Annotated in this window: 16 protein-coding genes and 1 pseudogene; 8 read left to right on the top strand and 9 right to left on the bottom strand. The window is 74.5% G+C overall.

Features of this window, described 5'->3' with window-relative positions:
* Positions 1 to 4: 4 nt before the first annotated feature.
* Positions 5 to 979, top strand: coding sequence for a threonine aldolase family protein (locus tag ACFYTT_RS19495; RefSeq protein WP_387261015.1), 975 nt, complete (start codon positions 5 to 7; stop codon positions 977 to 979).
* A 64-nt stretch (positions 980 to 1,043) separates the two neighbouring features.
* On the opposite strand, the gene ACFYTT_RS19490 is transcribed toward ACFYTT_RS19495, so the two are convergent.
* Entirely contained in the window at positions 1,044 to 1,919 is an 876-nt protein-coding gene (locus tag ACFYTT_RS19490) for a deoxyribonuclease IV (RefSeq protein WP_387260869.1), read from the bottom strand.
* Complete coding sequence (gene pknB, locus ACFYTT_RS19485) at positions 1,919 to 3,910, bottom strand: Stk1 family PASTA domain-containing Ser/Thr kinase (RefSeq protein ID WP_357215774.1); 1,992 nt, start codon at positions 3,908 to 3,910, stop codon at positions 1,919 to 1,921. Before pknB ends, ACFYTT_RS19490 begins: the two co-directional genes overlap by 1 nt.
* 189 nt (positions 3,911 to 4,099) lie before the next feature.
* On the opposite strand from pknB, the gene ACFYTT_RS19480 reads away from it, so the two are divergent.
* Complete coding sequence (locus ACFYTT_RS19480) at positions 4,100 to 4,474, top strand: Rv2175c family DNA-binding protein (protein WP_131054324.1); 375 nt, start codon at positions 4,100 to 4,102, stop codon at positions 4,472 to 4,474.
* A 137-nt stretch (positions 4,475 to 4,611) separates the two neighbouring features.
* Here the strand turns inward: ACFYTT_RS19480 and ACFYTT_RS19475 are convergent, their stop codons facing one another.
* Entirely contained in the window at positions 4,612 to 5,694 is a 1,083-nt protein-coding gene (locus ACFYTT_RS19475) for a polyprenyl synthetase family protein (protein WP_131054323.1), read from the bottom strand.
* Positions 5,695 to 5,854: 160 nt separating this feature from the next.
* Between ACFYTT_RS19475 and metF the strand changes: the two genes are divergently transcribed.
* Both metF and ACFYTT_RS19465 read left to right on the top strand, forming a co-directional pair.
* Positions 5,855 to 6,772, top strand: coding sequence for a methylenetetrahydrofolate reductase [NAD(P)H] (gene metF, locus ACFYTT_RS19470; protein WP_131054322.1), 918 nt, complete (start codon positions 5,855 to 5,857; stop codon positions 6,770 to 6,772).
* Positions 6,773 to 6,815: 43 nt separating this feature from the next.
* Positions 6,816 to 7,505, top strand: coding sequence for a CDP-alcohol phosphatidyltransferase family protein (locus ACFYTT_RS19465; protein ID WP_131054321.1), 690 nt, complete (start codon positions 6,816 to 6,818; stop codon positions 7,503 to 7,505).
* Positions 7,506 to 7,626: 121 nt separating this feature from the next.
* Here ACFYTT_RS19465 and ACFYTT_RS19460 read toward each other — a convergent pair whose 3' ends face one another.
* Genes ACFYTT_RS19460 through ACFYTT_RS19435 form a run of 6 tightly spaced genes read right to left on the bottom strand, consistent with a single transcriptional unit; the run spans position 7,627 to position 12,935 of the window.
* Entirely contained in the window at positions 7,627 to 9,114 is a 1,488-nt protein-coding gene (locus ACFYTT_RS19460; protein WP_387260863.1) for a phytoene desaturase family protein, read from the bottom strand.
* 32 nt (positions 9,115 to 9,146) lie between these two features.
* Positions 9,147 to 10,268, bottom strand: coding sequence for a glycosyltransferase (locus tag ACFYTT_RS19455; RefSeq protein ID WP_387261013.1), 1,122 nt, complete (start codon positions 10,266 to 10,268; stop codon positions 9,147 to 9,149).
* A gap of 24 nt (positions 10,269 to 10,292) precedes the next feature.
* Positions 10,293 to 11,141 carry a carotenoid biosynthesis protein gene (locus ACFYTT_RS19450; RefSeq protein WP_387260860.1) on the bottom strand — a complete coding sequence of 283 codons (849 nt, stop codon included), beginning with the start codon at positions 11,139 to 11,141 and terminating at the stop codon, positions 10,293 to 10,295.
* Complete coding sequence (locus ACFYTT_RS19445) at positions 11,138 to 11,710, bottom strand: GNAT family N-acetyltransferase (RefSeq protein ID WP_176094890.1); 573 nt, start codon at positions 11,708 to 11,710, stop codon at positions 11,138 to 11,140. The genes ACFYTT_RS19450 and ACFYTT_RS19445 overlap by 4 nt, the downstream gene beginning before the upstream one ends.
* Complete coding sequence (locus ACFYTT_RS19440) at positions 11,707 to 12,450, bottom strand: monooxygenase (RefSeq protein WP_131054316.1); 744 nt, start codon at positions 12,448 to 12,450, stop codon at positions 11,707 to 11,709. The genes ACFYTT_RS19445 and ACFYTT_RS19440 overlap by 4 nt, the downstream gene beginning before the upstream one ends.
* Entirely contained in the window at positions 12,447 to 12,935 is a 489-nt protein-coding gene (locus ACFYTT_RS19435; RefSeq protein WP_131054315.1) for a YbaK/EbsC family protein, read from the bottom strand. The genes ACFYTT_RS19440 and ACFYTT_RS19435 overlap by 4 nt, the downstream gene beginning before the upstream one ends.
* Before the next feature lie 508 nt (positions 12,936 to 13,443).
* On the opposite strand from ACFYTT_RS19435, the gene ACFYTT_RS19430 reads away from it, so the two are divergent.
* From ACFYTT_RS19430 to ACFYTT_RS19415, 4 genes and pseudogenes are all read left to right on the top strand, one after another.
* Positions 13,444 to 13,893 (top strand): SAV_6107 family HEPN domain-containing protein, encoded by a 450-nt coding sequence (locus ACFYTT_RS19430; RefSeq protein WP_176094889.1) that lies wholly within the window; start codon positions 13,444 to 13,446, stop codon positions 13,891 to 13,893.
* 54 nt (positions 13,894 to 13,947) lie between these two features.
* Complete coding sequence (locus tag ACFYTT_RS19425; RefSeq protein ID WP_387260855.1) at positions 13,948 to 14,694, top strand: hypothetical protein; 747 nt, start codon at positions 13,948 to 13,950, stop codon at positions 14,692 to 14,694.
* Positions 14,695 to 14,755: 61 nt separating this feature from the next.
* Positions 14,756 to 16,474: pseudogene (locus ACFYTT_RS19420) on the top strand (DNA polymerase Y family protein).
* Between the two features lie 78 nt (positions 16,475 to 16,552).
* On the top strand, positions 16,553 to 19,927 hold the full coding sequence (locus ACFYTT_RS19415) for an error-prone DNA polymerase (RefSeq protein ID WP_176094887.1): 3,375 nt from the start codon (positions 16,553 to 16,555) through the stop codon (positions 19,925 to 19,927).
* Positions 19,928 to 19,978 lie beyond the last annotated feature (51 nt).

Genomic DNA, 19,978 nt, shown 5'->3' with positions numbered 1-19,978 from the left:
CGGGATGCGGGAGGCGATGGCCACCGCCGAGGTCGGTGACGACGTCTACGGTGAGGACCCGACGGTCAACGCGCTGGAGGCGGAGGTCGCCGCGCTGTTCGGGCACGAGGCGGCGCTGTACTGCCCGAGCGGCTCGATGGCCAACCAGATCGCCCTGCAACTGGTGGTGCCGCCCGGTGCGGAGCTGCTCTGCGACGCCGACGCGCACGTCATCACGTACGAGATGGGTGCGGCTGCCGCGTACGGTGGGATCACCTCGCGGACCTGGCCTGCGGTGGGCGCGGAGATCGACCCCGACGTGGTCGCCGGCATGGTCCGTCCGGACGGCTACTGGGCGGTGCCCACCCGGGCGATCGCCGTGGAGCAGACCCACAACCGGAGTGGCGGCGGGGTGCTCCCCCTGGACACGCTCCGCGCGCTGCGGGAGGTGGCCGACTCGGCGCAGGCGGCGCTGCACTGCGACGGCGCCCGGATCTGGCACGCGCACGTCGCCGACGGGGTGCCGCTGGCCGGGTACGGTGCGCTGTTCGAGACGCTGTCCGTCTGTCTCTCCAAGGGTCTCGGCGCACCGGTCGGCTCGCTGGTGGTCGGCAGTGCCGAGCGGATCGACCGGGCCCGGTCGATCCGGAAGCGGATGGGTGGCGGGATGCGCCAGGCCGGCATTCTGGCCGCCGCCGGACGGTACGCCCTGGCTCACCACGTCGACCGGCTCGCCGAGGACCACGCGAAGGCGGCCCGGCTGGCCGAGGCGATCGCCCCGTTCGGGGTGCTGGCGAATGTCGCGCGGACCAACCTGGTGCCGTTGGATCTGACCAAGGCGTCCCTGGACGCCCCGACGCTGGCCGCCGCGGCCCGTGCCGACGGTGTGTTGATCTCGGTCCTCGGCCCGCGTACCGCCCGGCTGGTGACCCACCTGGACGTGAGCGACGACGCCGTGGACCAGGCGGCCACCGTGCTCACCCGCATCCTGCGTCGCTGACCCGCCCGCCGCCGCGTCCGCGCGGGGCGAAGCGGCGGGTACGGCCGGAGACCGGGGGAGCCGGTCAGGCGGGGGCGAGGCGGCGCAGCGTGGCGATGTCGGCGGCGTGGCCTTCGTACCCCTCGGTGGGGGTCTCCACCAGGATCGGCACGCCTGCGGTGGCCGGGTGCCGCATCAGCTCGGCGAAGGCGGGCTCGCCGATCGTGCCCTTGCCGATGGTCTCGTGTCGGTCGCGGGTGGATCCGCACAGGTCCTTCGAGTCGTTGGCGTGCACCAGCCGCAGCCGGTCCGCGCCGACGGTGGCCACCAGGACGTCGAGCGTCTCGGTCATCCCGCCCTCGGCGGCCAGGTCGTGCCCGGCCGCCCAGGCGTGGCAGGTGTCGAAGCAGACGCCGAGCCCGGGGTGGCGGTCCACCGCGTCGAGGTAGGGCCCGAGATGCTCCACGCGGCTGGCCAGGGACCGGCCGCCACCGGCGCTCGGTTCCACCAGCAGCATCGGCCCGCCACCGGCGGCGGCCGAGTCCAGCAGCGGCAGCAGCGACTCGCGTACCTGCCGCATGGCTGTCTCGGTGTGTCCGGCGTCGACCGCGCTGCCGGCGTGGAACACCACCGCACGCGCGCCGATCGCGGCACCCCGGCGCAACGCGTGGGCGAGGGTCTGCACCGAGCGCTCGACCGTGGCCTGCGTCGGCGACCCCAGGTTGACCAGCAACGACGCGTGGATGTACGCGGCCACGCCGCGTTCGGCACAACCGTCGCGGAACAGCGCGTCCTGCACCGGGTCACCGGTCGGTGTCGCCCACCCCCGGGAGTTGCCGACGTAGACCTGCGCCACCTCGGAGCCGGCCGCGTCGACGTACGGCAGTGCCGCCTTCGCCAGCCCACCGGAGGCGGGCGTGTGCGAGCCGAGCGGCCGGTGGCCGGGGTGTGCGGCCGTCATCAGAAGCACCCGATGGTGATCTGGCTGCCGGGCGGCACCTGGGCGTTCTCGCTCGGGTTCTGGAACCGGGCGACGGCGTTCGGGTTGAACTGCACGGACACCTGGAAGCCCTGGCTCTCCAGCACCTGCTTGGCCTGCTGGCAGGGCAGGTCGACGACGCGGGGGACGGTCACCTGCGGTGGTCCCTTGCTGACCTCCAGCCGGACCTGGGCGCCCTTCTCCACTCCGCTGCCGTCGGCCGGACTCTGCCCGAGCACCTCGTCACGGGGCTTGTCGGAATCCTTGTAGGTGGGCTCGACCAGCACCAGACCGAGCTGGCCGATGATCCCGCGAGCCTCGTTGAGGCTCTTGCCGACCAGGTTCGGCACGGTGATCGGGGCCCGTCCCTTGCTGAGGAAGACGGTGATCTCCTGCCCCGGTTTGACCTCCTCGCCGGCCTCCGGCTTGGTGGCCACCACCATGCCCTCGGGCAGGCCGTCGTCGAACCGGGCCGCGCCCTTGACGACCTCGAGTTGTGCGTTGGCCAGGTCCGCCTCGGCCAGGTCGAAGTCCTTGCCGACGACGTCCGGCATCGGGAACCGGTCCGGTCCCAACGACAGGGTCAGGGTCAGGGTGCCGCCCTTGAGGATCCGGGCGGCGGAGGCCGGCTCCTGCGCCAGCACACCGTCGCGCGGGACCTCGCCGTCGTGCCGTGGCTCGGCGTAGCGCACCGTGAAGCCGCCCTGGGACGCCTGGGACTCCGCCTCGGCCTTGCTCATGCTGACCAGTTCCGGGGCGGTGGTGTACCGGCCGACCCCGAACCACCAGCCACCGAGCGCGGCGACCAGCCCGAGCACCACCACGACGGCGGCGATGGCCAGGCGTCCGCCGGAGTCCCCGCCGAACAGGCGGGCCCGCAGCGCGGCCACCTGGGCGGGCAGTCCGCTGCCGCCGCTCGGCGCGGCCCGGCGCCGGCCCCGTGGCGGGGGGCTGCCCTCGGGCAGCCGGGCCCAGGGCGGTCGCTCGGGCGGGCGGACCGTCGAGACCACCATCGTGGGCTGGGAGACCACCGGCCCGTCGGCGAGCGACGGCAGCATGGTGGTGTGGCTGTTCGCGGTGCCGAGCCCGTCCCGGGCCACCTGCACCTCGGCCAGCAGGGCGGCGGCGTCGGAGGGGCGGGCCGCCGGGTCACGCCGGGTGGCCCGGGCCACCAGGTCGTCGAGCACCCTGGGCAGGCCGGGGACCAGCGTCGACGGTGCCGGGACGTCCCGGTCGACGTGCTGCCAGGCGATGTCGATCGGCCGGTCACCTTCGTACGGCACCCGGCCGGTGAGCATCTCGAACAGCACGATGCCCGCCGAGTAGACGTCGGTGCGGGCGTCCGCGCGACCGTCGCTGACCAGTTCCGGCGCGACGTACGCCACGGTGGCCATGAGCTGGTTGCCGTTGTCGTGGTCGGTGCTGGCCTCGACGGCGCGGGCCAGCCCGAAGTCGGTGACCTTGACAACCCCGTCGACGAGGTTGGCCGGACCACCGCTGGGTGCCTCGGCGACCAGCACGTTCTCCGGCTTGATGTCGCGGTGCACCAGCCCGGCCCGGTGGGCGGCGGCGATCGCCGCGAGCATCTGCTCGGTGATGGCCAGCGCCTCGTCCGGGTTGAGTCGGCGGCGCTCGGCCAGCACCTCGCGCAGCGTGCGGCCGCGCACGTACTCCATCACCAGGTAGGGCATGCCGTCGTGGGTGCCCTGGTCGTAGACCGCCACCACGTTGGGGTGGGTGAGCCGGGCGATGGCCTTGGCCTCGTCGGTGAAGCGGTCGACGAAACCGGCCAGTCCGGGGCGTGCCGGCGCGCCGGCGGTGGCGTGAATGGTCTTCAGCGCGACGGTGCGTTCGAGCCGCTCGTCGGTGGCGGTGTACACGGTCGCCATGCCGCCACGAGCCACGCGACCGCGGATGCGGTAGCGCCCGTCGATCAGCGAGCCCAGCAACGTGTCGGCGACCTGTGTGTCCATCGGCAGGGAGTCTATGTGTCCGGGGGAAGAAGATAGAATTTCTGTGTCCAGGTGGAGATAGAACTGGATGCTACCGCCGCAACCACCCCCGTGGGGCCACCCTGCGTACTCAGGCTGTCGCCGCCCCTGCTCAGTGCGCCGACGGGAGGTCGTTGACCCGGGGGGAGGGTGGCATGGCAGGGTGGTCCGGTGACCGACTCCGTACCCGCCGAGGGCACCGCGCCCGAGGCCGGCCCCGCCGACTGGCTGACCCTGCCGGACGTCGCCGAACGGCTCGACCTGACGATCAGCAAGGTCCACCAGCTGATCCGGGATCGTGAGCTGATCGCGGTACGCCGCGACGGCGTCCGGCGGATCCCCGCCGACCTGGTGGCCAACCGCACCGTGCTCAAGCATCTGCCCGGCGTGCTCACCCTGCTGGACGACGCCGGCTACGACGACGAGGCCGCGCTGCGTTGGCTCTACGAGCCCGACCCGTCGCTACCCGGCGGCACCCCCGCCACCGCCCTCGGCGGCGACCAGGCCCGCGAGATCAAGCGCCGCGCGCAGGCTCTCGGCTTCTGACCCGCAGTCGACCCCTCACCCGGTCCGGGTCGGGCCGGCGCGCGACCGAGCCGTCCGGCGTCCGACCCGCGTGCGCCCGGACCCTCCGCGCCGACCCCCGCGACCGGACCGCCGGCCCGGTCGCGGGGACGCGCCGTTCAGTCGGCCCGGCGGGTGGCGGCGATGGCCAGGTCCACCAGGGCCTGCCGGGCCTCGGTGTCCAGGTCCACGGCGACCAGCGCGGCGAGCGCCGCGTCGGTGAGCGTGACGATGCGCTGCTCGGTGCGGGCGAGCGCCCCGGTCGAGGAGATCAGCTCACGCAGCCGGGCCACGCCCTCGGTGTCCAGTTCGGCGTCGCCGAGCCCGGCCAGCAGCAGCGCGCGCCCGGCCTCGTCGGCCGCCTCCATCGTCGCCGCGACCAGGTAGGTCCGCTTGCCCTCGCGCAGGTCGTCACCGGCCGGCTTGCCGGTCTGCGCGGGGTCGCCGAAGACGCCGAGTACGTCGTCGCGCAACTGGAACGCCTCGCCCAGCGGCAGCCCGTACGCCGAGTAGGCGATGCGGACGTCGGCGGGCGCGTCGGCCAGCGCCGCGCCGAGCAGCAGCGGCCGCTCCACCGTGTACTTGGCCGACTTGTACCGGGCGACCTTGCCGGCCCGTTCCAGCGACGTGTCGCCGGTGGCCTGGGTGACCACGTCCAGGTACTGCCCGACGGTGACCTCGGTGCGCATCTCGTCGAAGTCCGGGCGGGCGCGGGCCACCGTCCGCGGGTCGAGCCCGGCGGAGTGCAGCAGCTCGTCGGACCAGACCAGGCAGAGGTCACCCAGCAGGATCGCCGCCGCGTCGCCGAATCCGTCGGGATCGCCACCCCAGCCGGCCGACCGGTGCCGGGCGGCGAACCGCCGGTGCACCGCCGGCTCACCCCGTCGGGTGTCCGACCGGTCCATCAGGTCGTCGTGGATCAGGGCGCTGGCCTGGACGAACTCCAGCGCGGCGAGGGCAGTCACCACCGGGTCCGTGTCCACCCCGCCGGCGCCCCGGAACCCCCAGTAGGCGAAGGCGGGCCGCAGCCGCTTGCCGCCGCCGAGCACGAACGCCTCGATCGCCTCGGCCACCGGCACCAGCGCGTCGTCGACACCGGTCATCCAGGTGCGGCGGGCGGCGAGGAAGTCGGCCAGTGCCTTGTCGACGCGTTGGCGCAGGCCGGCACGGTCGACGGGGGAGACAGGAGCAGCGTGGGTCACGTTCCCGACGCTAATGGGTCGGGGCCGGACACGGCGACCCACCCACCGTCCGGCGCGCCGTGGCTCACCTGCGTACCGGCCTCCCGGGGTGGGCATCGGTCACGTCCCCACCCCTGGGAAGGTGCTGGGGGTACGGGGGACCGGCCGCTAGAGTCGGTACGTGGCGCTCGGACTTCCCTCGATCCTCCCGAATTCGCAACCGGCGATCGGGGAGTTGGTCCGCGACTGCCAGCCGACCTTCTCCTTCGAGTTCGGGCCGCCCAGGACCGAGCAGGGCGAGCGGCAGCTCTGGCAGGCCATCCGTGAGTTGGAGCCGTTGCGCCCCTCGTTCGTCTCGATCACCTACGGTGCCGGCGGGACGACCCGGGACACCACCGTCGCGGTCACCGAGCGGGTGGCCACCGAGACGACCCTGCTGCCGATGGCGCACCTGACCGCGGTCAACCACTCGGTGGCCGAGTTGCGGCACGTGATCGGTCGGCTGGCCAGTGTCGGGGTGCGCAACGTGCTGGCGGTCCGGGGCGACCCGCCCGGCGATCCCAACGGCGAGTGGGTGCCGCACCCGGACGGCGTGGACTACGCCGAGGACCTGGTCCGCCTGGTCCGCCGCTCCGGTGACTTCAGTGTCGGCGTCGCCGCCTTCCCGTACCGTCATCCGCGCTCGGTGGACGTCCAGACCGACACCGAGTACTTCGTCCGCAAGTGCCGGGCCGGTGCCGAGTTCGCGATCACCCAGATGTTCTTCGACGCCGACGAGTACCTTCGCCTGCGCGACCGGGTGGCCGCCGCCGGCTGCGACACGCCGATCCTGGCCGGCGTGATGCCGGTGACCAAGATCGGCACGATCGAACGCTCCGTGCAGCTCTCCGGGGCGCCGTTCCCGCCGGCCCTGGCGGCGCGGTTCGAGCGGGTCGCCGACGACCCGGAAGCGGTCCGTCGGCTCGGCATCGAGCAGACCAGCGAAATGTGCCGGCGACTGCTCGACGAGGGCGTCCCCGGGATCCACTTCATCACCTTCAACCGTTCCACCGCGACCCGGGAGATCTGGCAGAACCTGCGGGTGGGCGCCGCGACGTGACGCGGCGGGCGCGACACCTCAGCGCCGTCGGGTCGGTTGAACCGTGGTGGGCAGACAGCTGAACTGGAACGAGTACGCCGTCGCGTGGGCCCGGCTGCACGGCGGGTTCGACCCCCGGGCGGCCACCCCCGTGGTACGCGGCTGGCTCCGTTTCGCCTACCAGGTCGGTTTCCTGCTGGGCCGGCTCCGGGTCGGCCCGACCGCGGTCACCGTCTTCGGCGTACTGCTCTGCCTCTGCGTACCACTGTTCGCCGGGCGACCGGGCGACGGACCGTTCCTGGCCGCGCTGTTCGTGCTGCTCGCCTCGGTGGCGGACAGCGTCGACGGCGCGGTGGCGGTGGCCACCGGCCGCACCACCCGGCTCGGCTACGTCTACGACTCGCTGGCCGATCGGATCGGCGAGGCCGCCTGGCTGGTGGCGTTCTGGCTGGTCGGCGCGCCGGGTGGGCTGGTCGCCGCGGCGGGCGCGCTGTCCTGGCTGCACGAGTACGTCCGGGCCCGGGCGGTCGCCGCCGGGATGCGCGACATCGGCGCGGTGACGGTGGGGGAGCGGCCCACCCGGGTCTGCGTGGCCGTCGCCGGGCTGCTGCTGGCCGGCCTGACCGGGCTGATCGACCTGGACCTGGCGGCCGGCACGATCACCATGGCGACGGCGGTGTGGGTGCTGCTGGCCGCCTTCGGCCTGGGGCAGTTGCTCTCCGCCGTCCGCCGGGCCCTGATCGACGCCGACTGAGTCGTCGGCCCGCCGGTGTGCGCGTCGGCCCGCCGGTGTGCGCGTCGGCCTGCGGGTGTTAACAAGGGGCCCTTGCTCTACCGCAGGCGTTAAGAAGGTGCCCTTCCTTACATCCCGCCCCCTACCAGGCGGGGCCGATCTCGTCGGCGACGATCTGCGCGGACAGGGCCACCATCGGCAGGCCGCCCCCCGGGTGGCTGGAGCCGCCGACCAGCCACAGGCCGTGCGCCGCCCCCCGGTTGGCCGGGCGGAGCAGACCGCCGGCCGTGCCGTAGATGGTCCCGCCCGGCGCGCCGGTGGAGTCGGCCAGGTCGGCCGGGGTGCGGATCTCGCGGAACACCAGCCGGTCCCGGACATCCATGCCCCGTTCGGCCAGCACGTCCAGGATCCGGTCGGCGTACGCCGCCGCCAGCCCCGGCCGCCGCCAGTCCACCGCCCCGGGCGCGGTGCCGTGACGGGCGGCGTTGACCAGCACGAACCATGCCTCGTGTCCGGTCGGGCGGACCGCCGGATCGTCGGCCGCCGTGACGAAGACCGTCGGGTCGGTGGCCGGACGGGCGCGTACTCCCCGCCCCGGGGCACCGAAGATCGCGTCGAACTCGGCGTCGTAGTCGCGCGGGAAGAAGACGGTGTGGTGGGCCAGCCCGGAGTTGCCGCGTACGCCGAGCAGCAGCACGAAACCGGCCAGGCTGCGGTCGGTGAGCCCGGCCAGCCGACGCGGGTCGGGCAGCAGGTCCCGGTAGACGGTGAGCGCGTCGACGTTGGCCACCACCACGTCGGCCGGCACCGGGGCGGCCTGCCCGGCGACGCGTACGCCGTGCGCCCGCCCGCCCGCCGCGTCGATCCGGGTGACCGTGGCGCCGGTGCGGATCATCACGCCGAGGTCCAGACAGCGCGACAGCAGCGCGTCGGCGAGGCTGCCCAGCCCGCCGCGCAGATACCAGCCGCCGAAGGCCAGCTCCGCGTAGGGGACCGCGACCAGCGCGGCCGGCGCGCGGCGTGGATCGGCACCGGTGTAGGTGGCGTACCGGTCCAGCAGCATCCGCAGTCGGGGGTCGGACAGGTGGGCGCGACCCAGCCCGCGCAGGCTCTGACCGGGCCGGATGGCGGCCAGGTCACCGAGCCGCCAGGCCAGCCGGGTCAGGTCCCGGGGCGAGTCGACGCGGCGGCGCAGGATGTCGTGCTCGGAGGCCCGCCACACCCGGCCGGCGCGTCGCCACAGCCGCTGCCAGTCGGTCGCCGCCCGATCGCCGAGGACGGCGCCGATGCGGGCGGCGAACTCGGTCGGGTCGGCGCAGGAGTCCAGCACCGGCCCGCCGCCGGGGAAGACGTGCCGCACGATCGGGTCCAACGGGACCAGGTCGAGGTACTCGTCGAGCTTGGCCCCGGTCGCCTCGAACAGCTCGTGGAAGATCCCGGGCAGGGTGAGCAGGCTGGGACCGGTGTCGAAGTGGAACGGCCCGGAGGCGGTGTCGTGCGTGTACCGCCCGAGTTTGCCGCCGACCGTGTCGGCCCGTTCGAGGACGGTCACCTGGTGGCCGGTGACGGCCAGCCGGGCGGCGACCGCCAGTCCACCCACTCCGGCGCCGACGACCACGATCCGCGCCATGCGATGTCCTCCCAGAGTGGGCCTACCAGGGCCTAGCCGACCGGTCGGCCGCGCCAGGACAGGCGCCGCCGCTTGCGCAGATGGTACGACCGTACGGTCAACCAACCGAGGACCGCGACCGACACGGGGTGGCCCAGCGCGTCGGGCCAGGCCCGCCCACCGGTGGCGCGTGCGCTGACCACCCGCCCGACCACCCCCAGCAGGTACGCCGACAGCGCGAGCGCGGCCACCACCGGCGCGCCGGCCAGCAGCGCGCCGACGGCGACCAGCGGCGGCGCGGTGTAGAGCAGGAGCAGCAGGGACATGACCACGGCGGCGGCGAGCGGATGCCCGAACGAGGCCCAGAGCGACTTGGTGTAACCGTCGCGCAGTTGCGGCCAGTCGTCGTACATCCGGCAGACGGCCAGCCGGGAACCGTCGGCGAGGGCGATCCGGCCGCCGGACCGTTTCACCGCCCGGGCCAGCTCGATGTCCTCCAGCACCCGGTCGGCCACCGTTGCGTGCCCACCGGCGCGCAGGTAACCGGCGCGGTCCACGACCAGGAACTGACCGCCCGCCGCGGCCAGCGACGGCCGGGGCGAGCGCTCCATCGCGCGCAGCGGCAGGAAGGTCAGCCACAACCACTGCAACAACGGCTGCACCAGCCGGTCCGCCGCCGTGCGCACCACGATCCGGGGGTACGGCGACAGCAGCGCCGCCCCGGCGGCCCGCAGCTCGGTCACCGCCGCCGCCACCGCGTACCGGTCGAGCACCACGTCGGCGTCGACGAAGACCAGCGCGGTGGTCGACGCGTCGGCGCGGTCGGCCAGTTGCCAGCAGGCGTGCGGCTTGCCCAACCAGCCCGGTGGCGGCGCGATCCCGGTGACCAGGGTGACCCGGGGATCGTCGCCGACCACCCCGCGGACCACGTCGGCGGTGCCGTCGGTGGAGCCGTCGTCGAGCACCACGACCCGCAGCCCGGGTACGCCACGCTGGGCGAGCAGGGCCCGCAGGCACGGGGTCACCCGGGCGGCCTCGTCGCGCAGCGGCAGCAGCACCGTCACCGCTTCGGTGACCTCGACCGGCCCCGACGCGGGACGGCGCAACCAGCGGCCGGCGTTGACCAGGGTGTGCCCGGTCAGCACGACGAGCACCCCGAACACGGCGAGCGACAGAGCCTCACTCACGCCGGGGCTCGCTCATGCCGAGACGTCGGCGTGGGGTCGGGGCGCGGCGTCGGCGCGTCCCGTGCGGCGCTGCCGCAGCAGGCTGACCGCCAGCGGCACCGCGACGACCGCCATGCCGGCCGCACCCCACAGTGCCGAGGCGGGCAGGTCGAGGAAGACCGCGTGAGCCAGCACGCTGGAGCCGTACGTCCACAGGTAGAGCGCGTACAGCGGAGTGTCGGTGGCGTCGGTGGTGTCCACGGCCGGTCCGGCGAGCGGGCGTAGCGCGCTCATCATGAGCACCGCGAACAGCAGCCAGCCGAGGTAGTTGCTGATCGGGATGCCGGGCAGGCCGGGCAGTGCCGGGGTCGGGTCCCGCCACACCCAGTGCCCCTCGGCCACCATCTGCGGGTCGAGGAAGAGGTCCCAGGTGGCCAGGCCGAGGGTGGCCAGCGCGATCCGGGTCGGCCACCGCCAGCGACCCGCCGCCACCGTGATCCGCGTGGTGAGCCGGGTCGCCACCAGCCACGCCGGCCAGGCCATCCAGGTCCAGGCCAGCGGGATGATCAGCGGTACGCCGGCCAGCTTCGGACCGAGCTGACCCGAGTAGTCGTAGCTGCCGAACGGAAATCCGGTGGCGACGCCGAGCGCCTCGATGGCGAACCCGCCCCCGGTCGCCGTGGCGATCAGCGCCGCAGCCGTACGCGGCCCCCGCGACAGCAGCGCGTGGCCGACCGAGAGCAGGTAGCCGAGGACGACGGTGGCCACGGTCAGCCGGGCCCGGGTCGTCCCGTCGGTCAGCGGGTAGCCGATCTGGGCCAGCACCAGCAGGACGAGCATCGCCCAGGCGTAGACCCGGGCACGGCGGGCGGACGGCGTCATGGCTGTCCGGGCCGGGCCGGCGACGTCGGTCCCGGCAGGGGCAGGTCCCGACCGAGTACGCCGAACGGGCGCTCGTCGCCGGGGAACCGGAAGTCGCGCAGCACGTCGACGAAGCCGAACCGGCGGTACAGCCGCCAGGCGCGCGAGGTGTTCTCGTCGGCCTCCGGGGTGGAGAGCAGCGTGGTGCTGCCCTCGGCCATGGTGAGCAGGGCACGCAGTTGACCGGCGCCCAGGCCGTGCCCCTGCGCCGGGGGCCGGACGTGCAGCTCGACCACCTCGAAGCAGTCGGTCAGCCAGCGCTTCCGGTCGCCCTGCTCCAGTGCCCGCCAGACCTGGTCGTGCCACCACTGGCCGGGCCCGCCGACGTAGCCGTAGCCGAAACCGGCCAGGTGACCCTCGCTGGTCAGGCTGGCCACGGCACGGAAACCGGGTCGGCGTACGTGGGTGGCGATGTAGCCACGACGGGCCTCCAGCAGGTCGGCGCGGTATCCCATCGCCTCGCCGTAGACGGCGACCACGTCGTCCAGCCGCCGGAGGAGATCGTCCGGTGTCCACCGCACCAACCTCACGCCTGTCCACCCTTCGCCGGGTCGTCCGCGTCGCCGACCCACCCCAGTACCGTCCGGTCACCGACCACGTCACGTACCTCGAATCGCGCGAAGAGTTCCTCGGCGTACCACCGCTCGGTCGGGGTGCGGGTGATCGCGGCCCGGTGCTCCGGGTGACGGTACGCGAACGCCACCAGATCCGCCGGATCCCGCCACACGCTCACCGTGCCCTGCCAGCCCAGGGGCGCCTCGCCGACGCCGAAACGGGCCAGCAGGCCGGGCGCGGCGTGCAGGGCGGCGGCCACCGGTGGGACGGCCCGCCAGAAGGTGAGCGCCCGCGCCGGACGCAGCCGGGCCCGGGTCAGTGCCAGCACCGGGCCGTGGACCGGCCCGCCGGCGGGCTCGCCGAACGGTCGCCGACCGGACCACTCACCCCGGCTGGTCAGCGGACGCAGGTCGAGCCGGACGCCGGACCGGGCGATGTCGGCCCAGGCCCGATCCACCCGCGAGCCGGTGAACCGGGCCGCCTCGGCGGGGGAGTCCCACACCGTCAGCGCGGCCCAGCGGGTGAGGTCGGCGTCGCCCGGCCCGAAGCCGGTGCCGGTCCCGGTGCCGAGCAGCTTGCCGAACCGTACGCCGGGCAGCGCGCGCAACCGGCGCGGGTCGAGCGCCATCCGGCCCAGCGCCCGGCCCAGGGCGGCCCGGGGGATCCGCCACACGTGCAGGGTGACCAGTCCGGGAACGGTCTCGGTGGTACTCACGCCACGTCGGTCGGGGTCCCGTAGGTGACCCGCAGCAGCTCGGCGTACGTGGTGGGGAAGACCGCCTGCGGCACGCCACCGGCGGCCCAGACCTCGTCGTACTTCTCCAGCGCGGTGTCGACGAGCGTACGCAGCGGGCGCGGGTGGCCGACCGGGGCGACTCCGCCGATCACCTGTCCGGTGTGCTCCTTGACGAACTGCGGGGTGGCCCGGCGCAGCCGGGTGACCCCGAGCCGGGCGGCCAGGGCGTCGGTGTCCACCCGGTGCGCGCCGGAGGTGAGTACCAGCAGGGGTTCACCGTCGGCGTCGAAGACGAGCGAGTTGGCGATGGCGCCCACGTCGACACCGAGCGCCTCGGCGGCCGCCGCGGCGGTGTGCACCGCGTCGGGCAGCAACCGGACCAGGGCCCGCTTGCCGGAGCCGTTGCGGGTGTACGGACCGTCGAGCGCGTCCTGCACCGCCTCGACGTTCGGGTGTGACTGCATCCCGCCATTCTTCCCGGTACGCCGACGGCAGGCGCACCCGGCCACGGCATGCGGAACCGGTCGCCCTGACCAGGCGGGCGACGTGGCTGGCCCCGGCGCGTCACACGTTGCGTTTTCGTCAGAGGGAGGGTGTACTGTCAGCAGTAGTTAGAACGAGTGTTCGATTGCTGGTGTCGCCGGCTAAATCGAACGTTCGTTCCAACCCCTCGGGGGCGGGTGTTTCGCGGCACCGGCTCCCGGACAGGTGCGGTGCCGCGGATCGCACCTGGGCTCCGGGCAGTCGCGAGTCCGGACCCGTCAGGCAGGCCGTCGGCCGCCGCCCACGACCCCCGGGCGGCGGCCGACGGACCCGCCGGTAACGCCGGCCGGGTGGGGTGTGGGGAAGCTCCGCACCCGGCCGGCCACCTACCTGGTGCGTCTTCCTCCGCACCGCCCGCCGCGGGCGCGTACCGCGCCGACGGGTCCACCCGTCGCGCGACCGCCCCGCTCGGCCCACGTGGAGGAGACCATGCCGACCAGTCCGGCCCAGGCGCCGACGGTGCCCGCGCACGTGTTGCCGCACCGCACTCCCGCCCAACTGCTCACCGTGGCCCGGCAGGGCCTCGCCGAGGCCGGCCGGACCGGCCCCGACGGCCTCCGGTACGCCGCCGCCCACCTCGCGGCGCTGCGCGCCGCCGCCGCGGTGCTCGCCGCCCGTGCCCGTCCCGCACCCACCCGCCGCAACCGGATCACCAGCGTCTGGGTGCTGCTCGCCGTCGTCGCCCCCGAACTCGACGAGTGGGCCGCCTACTTCGCTCTCGGCGCCGGCAAGCGCGCCGCCGCCGAGGCCGGCATACCCCGGGTGGTCACCGCCCGGGAGGCCGACGACCTGCTCCGTGCCGCCGAGGAGTTCGTGACGGTGGTGGAGGCCGCGCTCGGCCTGGCACATCAGCCGGCGATCGACGGTCTCGTCGCCTGACCAGCACCACCCACCGGCGGGCACCCGGTGGCGACACGACGGGGGGTAGGTCCGATGGCGGGCCGCATGGTGGTCGGTTCCGCCGCGCTGGCCGGGTTGGTGCGTCCGGCCAGCGCACCCGACCCGGTGGGTGGTCACCGGATACTCCCCGTCCGGCCCGAGCTGACCGGGCTGCTGCCCGGTCGTGGACTGCGGCGGGGCAGCACCATCGCGGTCGGTCTCGGGCAGCCCCGGCACAGCGGCACCACCTCGCTGCTGCTCGCCCTGCTCGCCGAGGCGTCCCGGGCCGGTTCGTGGTGTGCCGTGGTCGGGATGCCGACCTTCGGCGCGGGTGCGGCGGCCGAGGCCGGGATCGCCCTGGACCGGCTCGCCCTGGTGCCGCAGCCCGGCCCCGAGTGGCCCACCGTCGTCGCCGCGCTCATCGACGGGGTCGACGTGGTGGTCACCGCGGTACCCGCCACCGTCTCCGCCTCGGTCGCCGTCCGGTTGGCCGCACGGGCCCGCCAACGCGGCAGCGTGCTCGTGCCGTACGGCCGGTGGGACGGGGCGGACCTGACACTCCAGGTGGTCCGGGGCACCTGGGAGGGACTCGGGGCAGGGCGGGGGCGGCTGCGCCGCCGGGAGGTGACCATCTCGGCACACGGGCGGGGCGCGGCCGCCCGCGCCAAGGAGCTCACGGTGTGGTTGCCCGGTGACGAGCTGACCCGCGTCATCCCCCGCTCCGCCACCACCGCCGACCGGTCACCTCCCGCCCGGTTCCGCGTGCTGGCCTCCCCCCAACCGGCGGAGCACGCGACATGAGCGAGCGTCAGCGAGTGAGTCATCAGCTTCGTGGTGGCTCATGGCGGCGCGGAGCGTCGACATGAGCGCGCCTGCTCGGACGTTGCTGCTCTGGTGCCCGGACTGGCCGGTGCTCGCCGCCGAGATCGTCGACGGGGTGCCCGCCACCGGGCCGGTCGCGGTGCTGCACGGCAACCGGGTGGTCGCCTGCTCCGAGCAGGCCCGGGCCGAGGGGATCCGCCGGGGGCTGCGCCGACGGGAGGCGCAGGGACGCTGCCCGGGGCTCACCGTCGTCGACCACGATCCCGGTCGGGACGCGCGGGCGTTCGAGCCGGTGGTGGCCGCGGTCGAGGAGGTGGCGGTCGGGGTCGAGGTGGTCCGCCCCGGGGCCTGCGCGCTGGCCGCCCGGGGTCCGGTCCGGTACTTCGGCGGTGAGGAGGCGGCCGCCGAACGGATCGTCGAGCACGTCGCCCAGAGTTGCGCGGTGGAGAGCCAGGTCGGTATCGCCGACGGGGTGTTCGCCGCCGGGCTGTCCGCGCGGGAGGGGCGGATCGTGCCGCCCGGTGGGACGCCGGAGTTCCTGGCCGCCCAGCCGGTCGAGGCACTCGGGCGGCCCGCCCTGGCTGACCTGTTGCGCCGGCTCGGAGTGCGTACGCTCGGGGACTTCGCCGCGCTGGCCGCCGGTGACGTGCTCGCCCGGTTCGGGTTCGACGGTGCGCTGGCCCACCGGTGGGCCAGCGGTGGCGACGACCGGCCGTTGGCGGTCCGGCGCCCGCCCGTGGACCTGACGGTCGCCGCCGACCTGGACGAGCCGATCGAGCGCGTCGACGTGGCGGCGTTCGCGGCCCGGACGCTGGCCGAACGGCTGCACGAGCGGCTCGCCGGGCACGGGCTGGCCTGCACCCGGCTCGGCATCGAGGCGGTGACCGCGCACGGTCAGGAGTTGCACCGGGTCTGGCGGCACGACGGCCTGCTCAGCGCGGCGGCGATCGCCGACCGGGTCCGCTGGCAACTGGACGGCTGGCTCTCCGGCGGTGGCCGGCGCGGTGGCGACCGACCGCCCCGGCCCACTGCGGGGATCGTCCGGCTGCGGCTGGTGCCGGACGGGGTGCTGGCCCAGGCCGGTCTGCAACCGGGGCTGTGGGGCGAGACCGGTGCGGAACGCGAGCGGGCACACCGGGCCCTGAGCCGGGTGCAGGGTCTGCTCGGCCCGGAGGCGGTGGTCACCGCCGTACTCGGTGGAGGTCGGTCACCGGCCGACCAGACGCGGCTGGTGCCCTGGGGCGACGAGCGGTCACCGGCCGGTCCCGGCGCCGGTGCGGCCGTACCGTCCTGGCCGGGGCGGCTGCCGCCGCCGTCGCCGGCGGTGGTGCTGACCACCCCGCTCGCCGCGAGCGTGCTGGACGCCACCGGCGTACCGGTCGTGGTGAGCGCGCGACTGGCGGTGAGCGCCCCGCCGACCCAGTTGATCATCGCGGTGGAGGGCGGTGCCCAGGTCGGCCGGATCAGCGCACCGGCCGGGACCGCCAGTGCGGGTGGTACGGCGGACGGCGCCGTCGGTCGGGGTGGCGGGTCAGCCGGGACCGCCGGCCGGGGTGGTGCGTGGGCCGGGATCTCCGGCCGGGCCGGGGTGCCGGTCGAGATCGTCGGCTGGGCGGGCCCGTGGCCGGTCGACGAGCGGTGGTGGGACCCGGTCGAGGCGTGTCGGCGGGCCCGTTTCCAGGTCAGCCTGGCCGACGGCAGCGCCCTGCTGCTCGCCGTCGACGCCGGCCGGTGGCTCGTGGAGGCGGTCTATGACTGAGGCGGAAGTGAATCGTGGTGCGTTCCGTCCCCGGGGAGGGCCGGAACGCACCGGGATCTCGGTGGGCCGGGTGGGGCGGTGAGTTTCCACAATCCTCGGCTGCCCTGGTCGGAGCTGGAGCGGGTGCTCTCCGGGCGTACCGGGGAGGGTGAACGGCACCTGCGGGTGGTGGATCCCCTCGCGGTCGACGCCGACGGGGGTGACTCGCCGGCCTGGAGTCGGAGCCGGGAGCAGTACCGTCCGCCCGAGCTGGCCCGCCCCGACGGTGTGGTGCCGTACGCCGAGCTGCACGCGCACACCAACTTCAGCTTCCTCGACGGGGCCAGCCACCCGGAGGAACTGGCCGAGGAGGCCGTCCGGCTGGGGCTGACCGCGCTCGCCGTCACCGATCACGACGGCTTCTACGGCGTGGTGCGCTTCGCCGAGGCGGCCCGCACGCTGGACCTGCCGACGATCTTCGGGGCGGAGCTGTCCCTCGGTCTGCCCGGCCCGCAGCAGGGCGTACCCGACCCGCACGGCAACCACCTGCTGGTGCTGGCGCACGGCCACGAGGGGTACGCGCGGCTGGCCACGACCATCGCCCGCGCCCAGTTGCGGGGCGGGGAGAAGGGACGCCCGGTCTACGGGGAACTGGAGGAGGTGGCCGCCGACCTGCGGGACCACGTGTTGGTGCTGACCGGTTGCCGCAAGGGACACGTGCCGTCCGCCCTGCTCACCGAGGGGGTGGACGCGGCGGCCCGGGAGCTGGACCGGCTCACCGCGCTGTTCGGCGCGGAGACGGTGGCGGTGGAGCTGACCGACCACGGGCACCCGGTCGACGGCGACCGCAACGATGCGCTGGCCGAGCTGGCCGCCGCCGCCGGGCTGCCCACGGTCGCCACGAACAACGTGCACTACGCCACCCCCGGGCGGCGTCGGCTGGCCACCACCGTCGCCGCTGTGCGGGCCCGGCGCAGCCTGGACGAGATCGACGGTTGGCTGCCCGCCGCCGGCACCGCCCACCTGCGCAGCGGTGCCGAGATGGCGGCGCGCTTCGCCGCGTACCCGGGGGCGGTGGCCCGGGCCGCCGAGTTCGGCGCGGAACTCGCCTTCGACCTCCAGCTCGTCGCGCCCCGGCTGCCGGCGTACCCGGTGCCGCCGGGGCACACCGAGATGAGCTGGCTGCGGCACCTCACCGACGAGGGGGCGCGGGAACGCTACGGCCCGCGCGAGGCGCACCCGCAGGCGTACGCGCAGCTCGACCACGAGCTGAACATGATCGAGGAGTTGGGTTTTCCCGGCTACTTCCTGGTGGTCTACGACATCGTCGACTTCTGCCGGCGGGCGGACATCTACTGCCAGGGCCGGGGCTCGGCGGCGAACTCGGCGGTCTGCTACGCCCTGCGGATCACCAACGTGGACGCGGTGCGGCACCGGCTGCTGTTCGAGCGTTTCCTGGCCCCGGAACGCGACGGCCCGCCCGACATCGACGTGGACATCGAGTCCGACCGTCGGGAGGAGGTCATCCAGCACGTCTACGCCCGGTACGGGCGGGAGCACACCGCCCAGGTGGCCAACGTGATCTCCTATCGACCCCGGTCGGCGGTGCGGGACGTGGCCAAGGCGTTCGGTTTCTCGCCGGGGCAGCAGGACGCGTGGAGCAAGCAGATCGACCGGTGGGGCGACGTGGCCACGGTGGACGTGCCGGAGATCCCCGAGCAGGTGATCGCGTACGCCAACGAACTGACTGGTGGCTCGGGGAGGTGGGCGGGCTTCCCCCGGCACCTCGGCATCCACTCCGGCGGCATGGTGATCTGCGACCGGCCGGTGATCGAGGTCTGTCCGGTGGAGTGGGGCCGGATGCCCGGCCGCAGCGTGCTCCAGTGGGACAAGGACGACTGCGCCGCCGTCGGCCTGGTCAAGTTCGACCTGCTCGGCCTGGGCATGCTCTCCGCGTTGCACTACGGGTACGACATGATCGGGATGAGTCTGGACCTCGGCGACATGTCGCTGGAGGATCCGGAGGTCTACGACATGCTCTGCCGGGCCGACTCGGTCGGGGTGTTCCAGGTGGAGAGCCGCGCCCAGATGGCCACGCTGCCCCGGCTGCGGCCCCGGACGTTTTACGACCTGGTGGTCGAGGTGGCGCTGATCCGTCCCGGCCCGATCCAGGGCGGCTCGGTGCACCCGTACATCCGGCGCAAGAGCGGGCAGGAGCCGGTGACCTTCCCGCATCCGTTGATGCGCAACGCGTTGGAGAAGACGCTCGGCGTACCGCTGTTCCAGGAGCAGTTGATGCAGCTCGCCATCGACCTGGCCGGGTTCGACGCGGCCGGGGCCGACGAGTTGCGCCGGGCGATGGGGGCCAAACGGTCGGTGGAGCGGATGGCGAAGATCGCCGACCGGCTCTATCGCGGCATGGCCGAGCGCGGCATCACCGGCGAGCTGGCCGACGACGTCTACCGCAAGCTCACCGCGTTCGCCAGCTACGGTTTCCCGGAGAGCCACGCGATGAGCTTCGCCTATCTGGTCTACGCCAGTTCCTGGCTCAAGCGCTACCACCCGGGCCCGTTCCTGGCCGCGCTGCTCAGCGCCCAGCCGATGGGCTTCTACTCGCCGCAGACCCTGGTCGACGACGCCCGTCGGCACGGTGTGGAGGTACGCCGTCCGGACGTCAACGCCAGCGGCGCGAAGCCGGTGCTGGAGTCGACCCCGCAGACCCGCTGGGGCAGCCGGCCCGGTGAGCCGCCGCACGCCTGGGGGCTGGGCGGTCCGGCTGTACGGCTGGGGCTGTCCAGTGTGCGTACGCTCGGTGATCCGGTGGCCGAGCGGATCGAGGCGGAGCGGACGGCGCACGGGCCGTACCGCGACATGCCGGATCTGGCCCGGCGGGTGGGGCTGACCTCGGCTCACCTGGAGGCGCTGGCCACCGCGGACGCCTTCGCCTGTTTCGGACTGAGTCGGCGGCAGGCGCTCTGGGCGGCCGGCGCGGCGGCGCAGGACCGGCCGGATCGCCTGCCCGGCACGGTGACCGGCGCGACGGCGCCCACCCTGCCCGGCATGGAGGAGGTGGACCGGCTGGTCGCCGACGTGTGGGCCACCGGCCTGTCCCCGGAGCACCACCCGGCCCGGTTCATCCGTCCCCGGCTGGAGGCCCTGGGCGCGGTGCCGATCGACCGGCTGGGGCGGGTGGAGCCGGGCCGACGGATCCGGGTCGGCGGCATCGTCACCCACCGGCAGCGCCCGGCGACCGCAGGTGGGGTCACCTTTCTCAACCTGGAGGACGAGACCGGCATGCTCAACGTCACCTGCTCCCCGGGGCTGTGGCAGCGGCACCGGCGGGTGGCCCGGACCAGCGCCGCGCTGGTGGTGCGCGGGCTGTTGCAGCGGCACGAGGGAGTGGTCAACCTGGTCGCCGACCGGCTGGACGCGATCGAGCCACCGGTCAGCCCCGCGTCCCGCGACTTCCGCTGACCGATCCGCCGCCGGCGGTGCGTCTCGCCGTCGGGCCCGCGCGTCGCCGGC

This window comes from Micromonospora sp. NPDC003816, assembly GCF_042874705.1.
GTDB lineage: Bacteria > Actinomycetota > Actinomycetes > Mycobacteriales > Micromonosporaceae > Micromonospora.
This window is presented reverse-complemented; position numbering and strand designations above follow the sequence as displayed.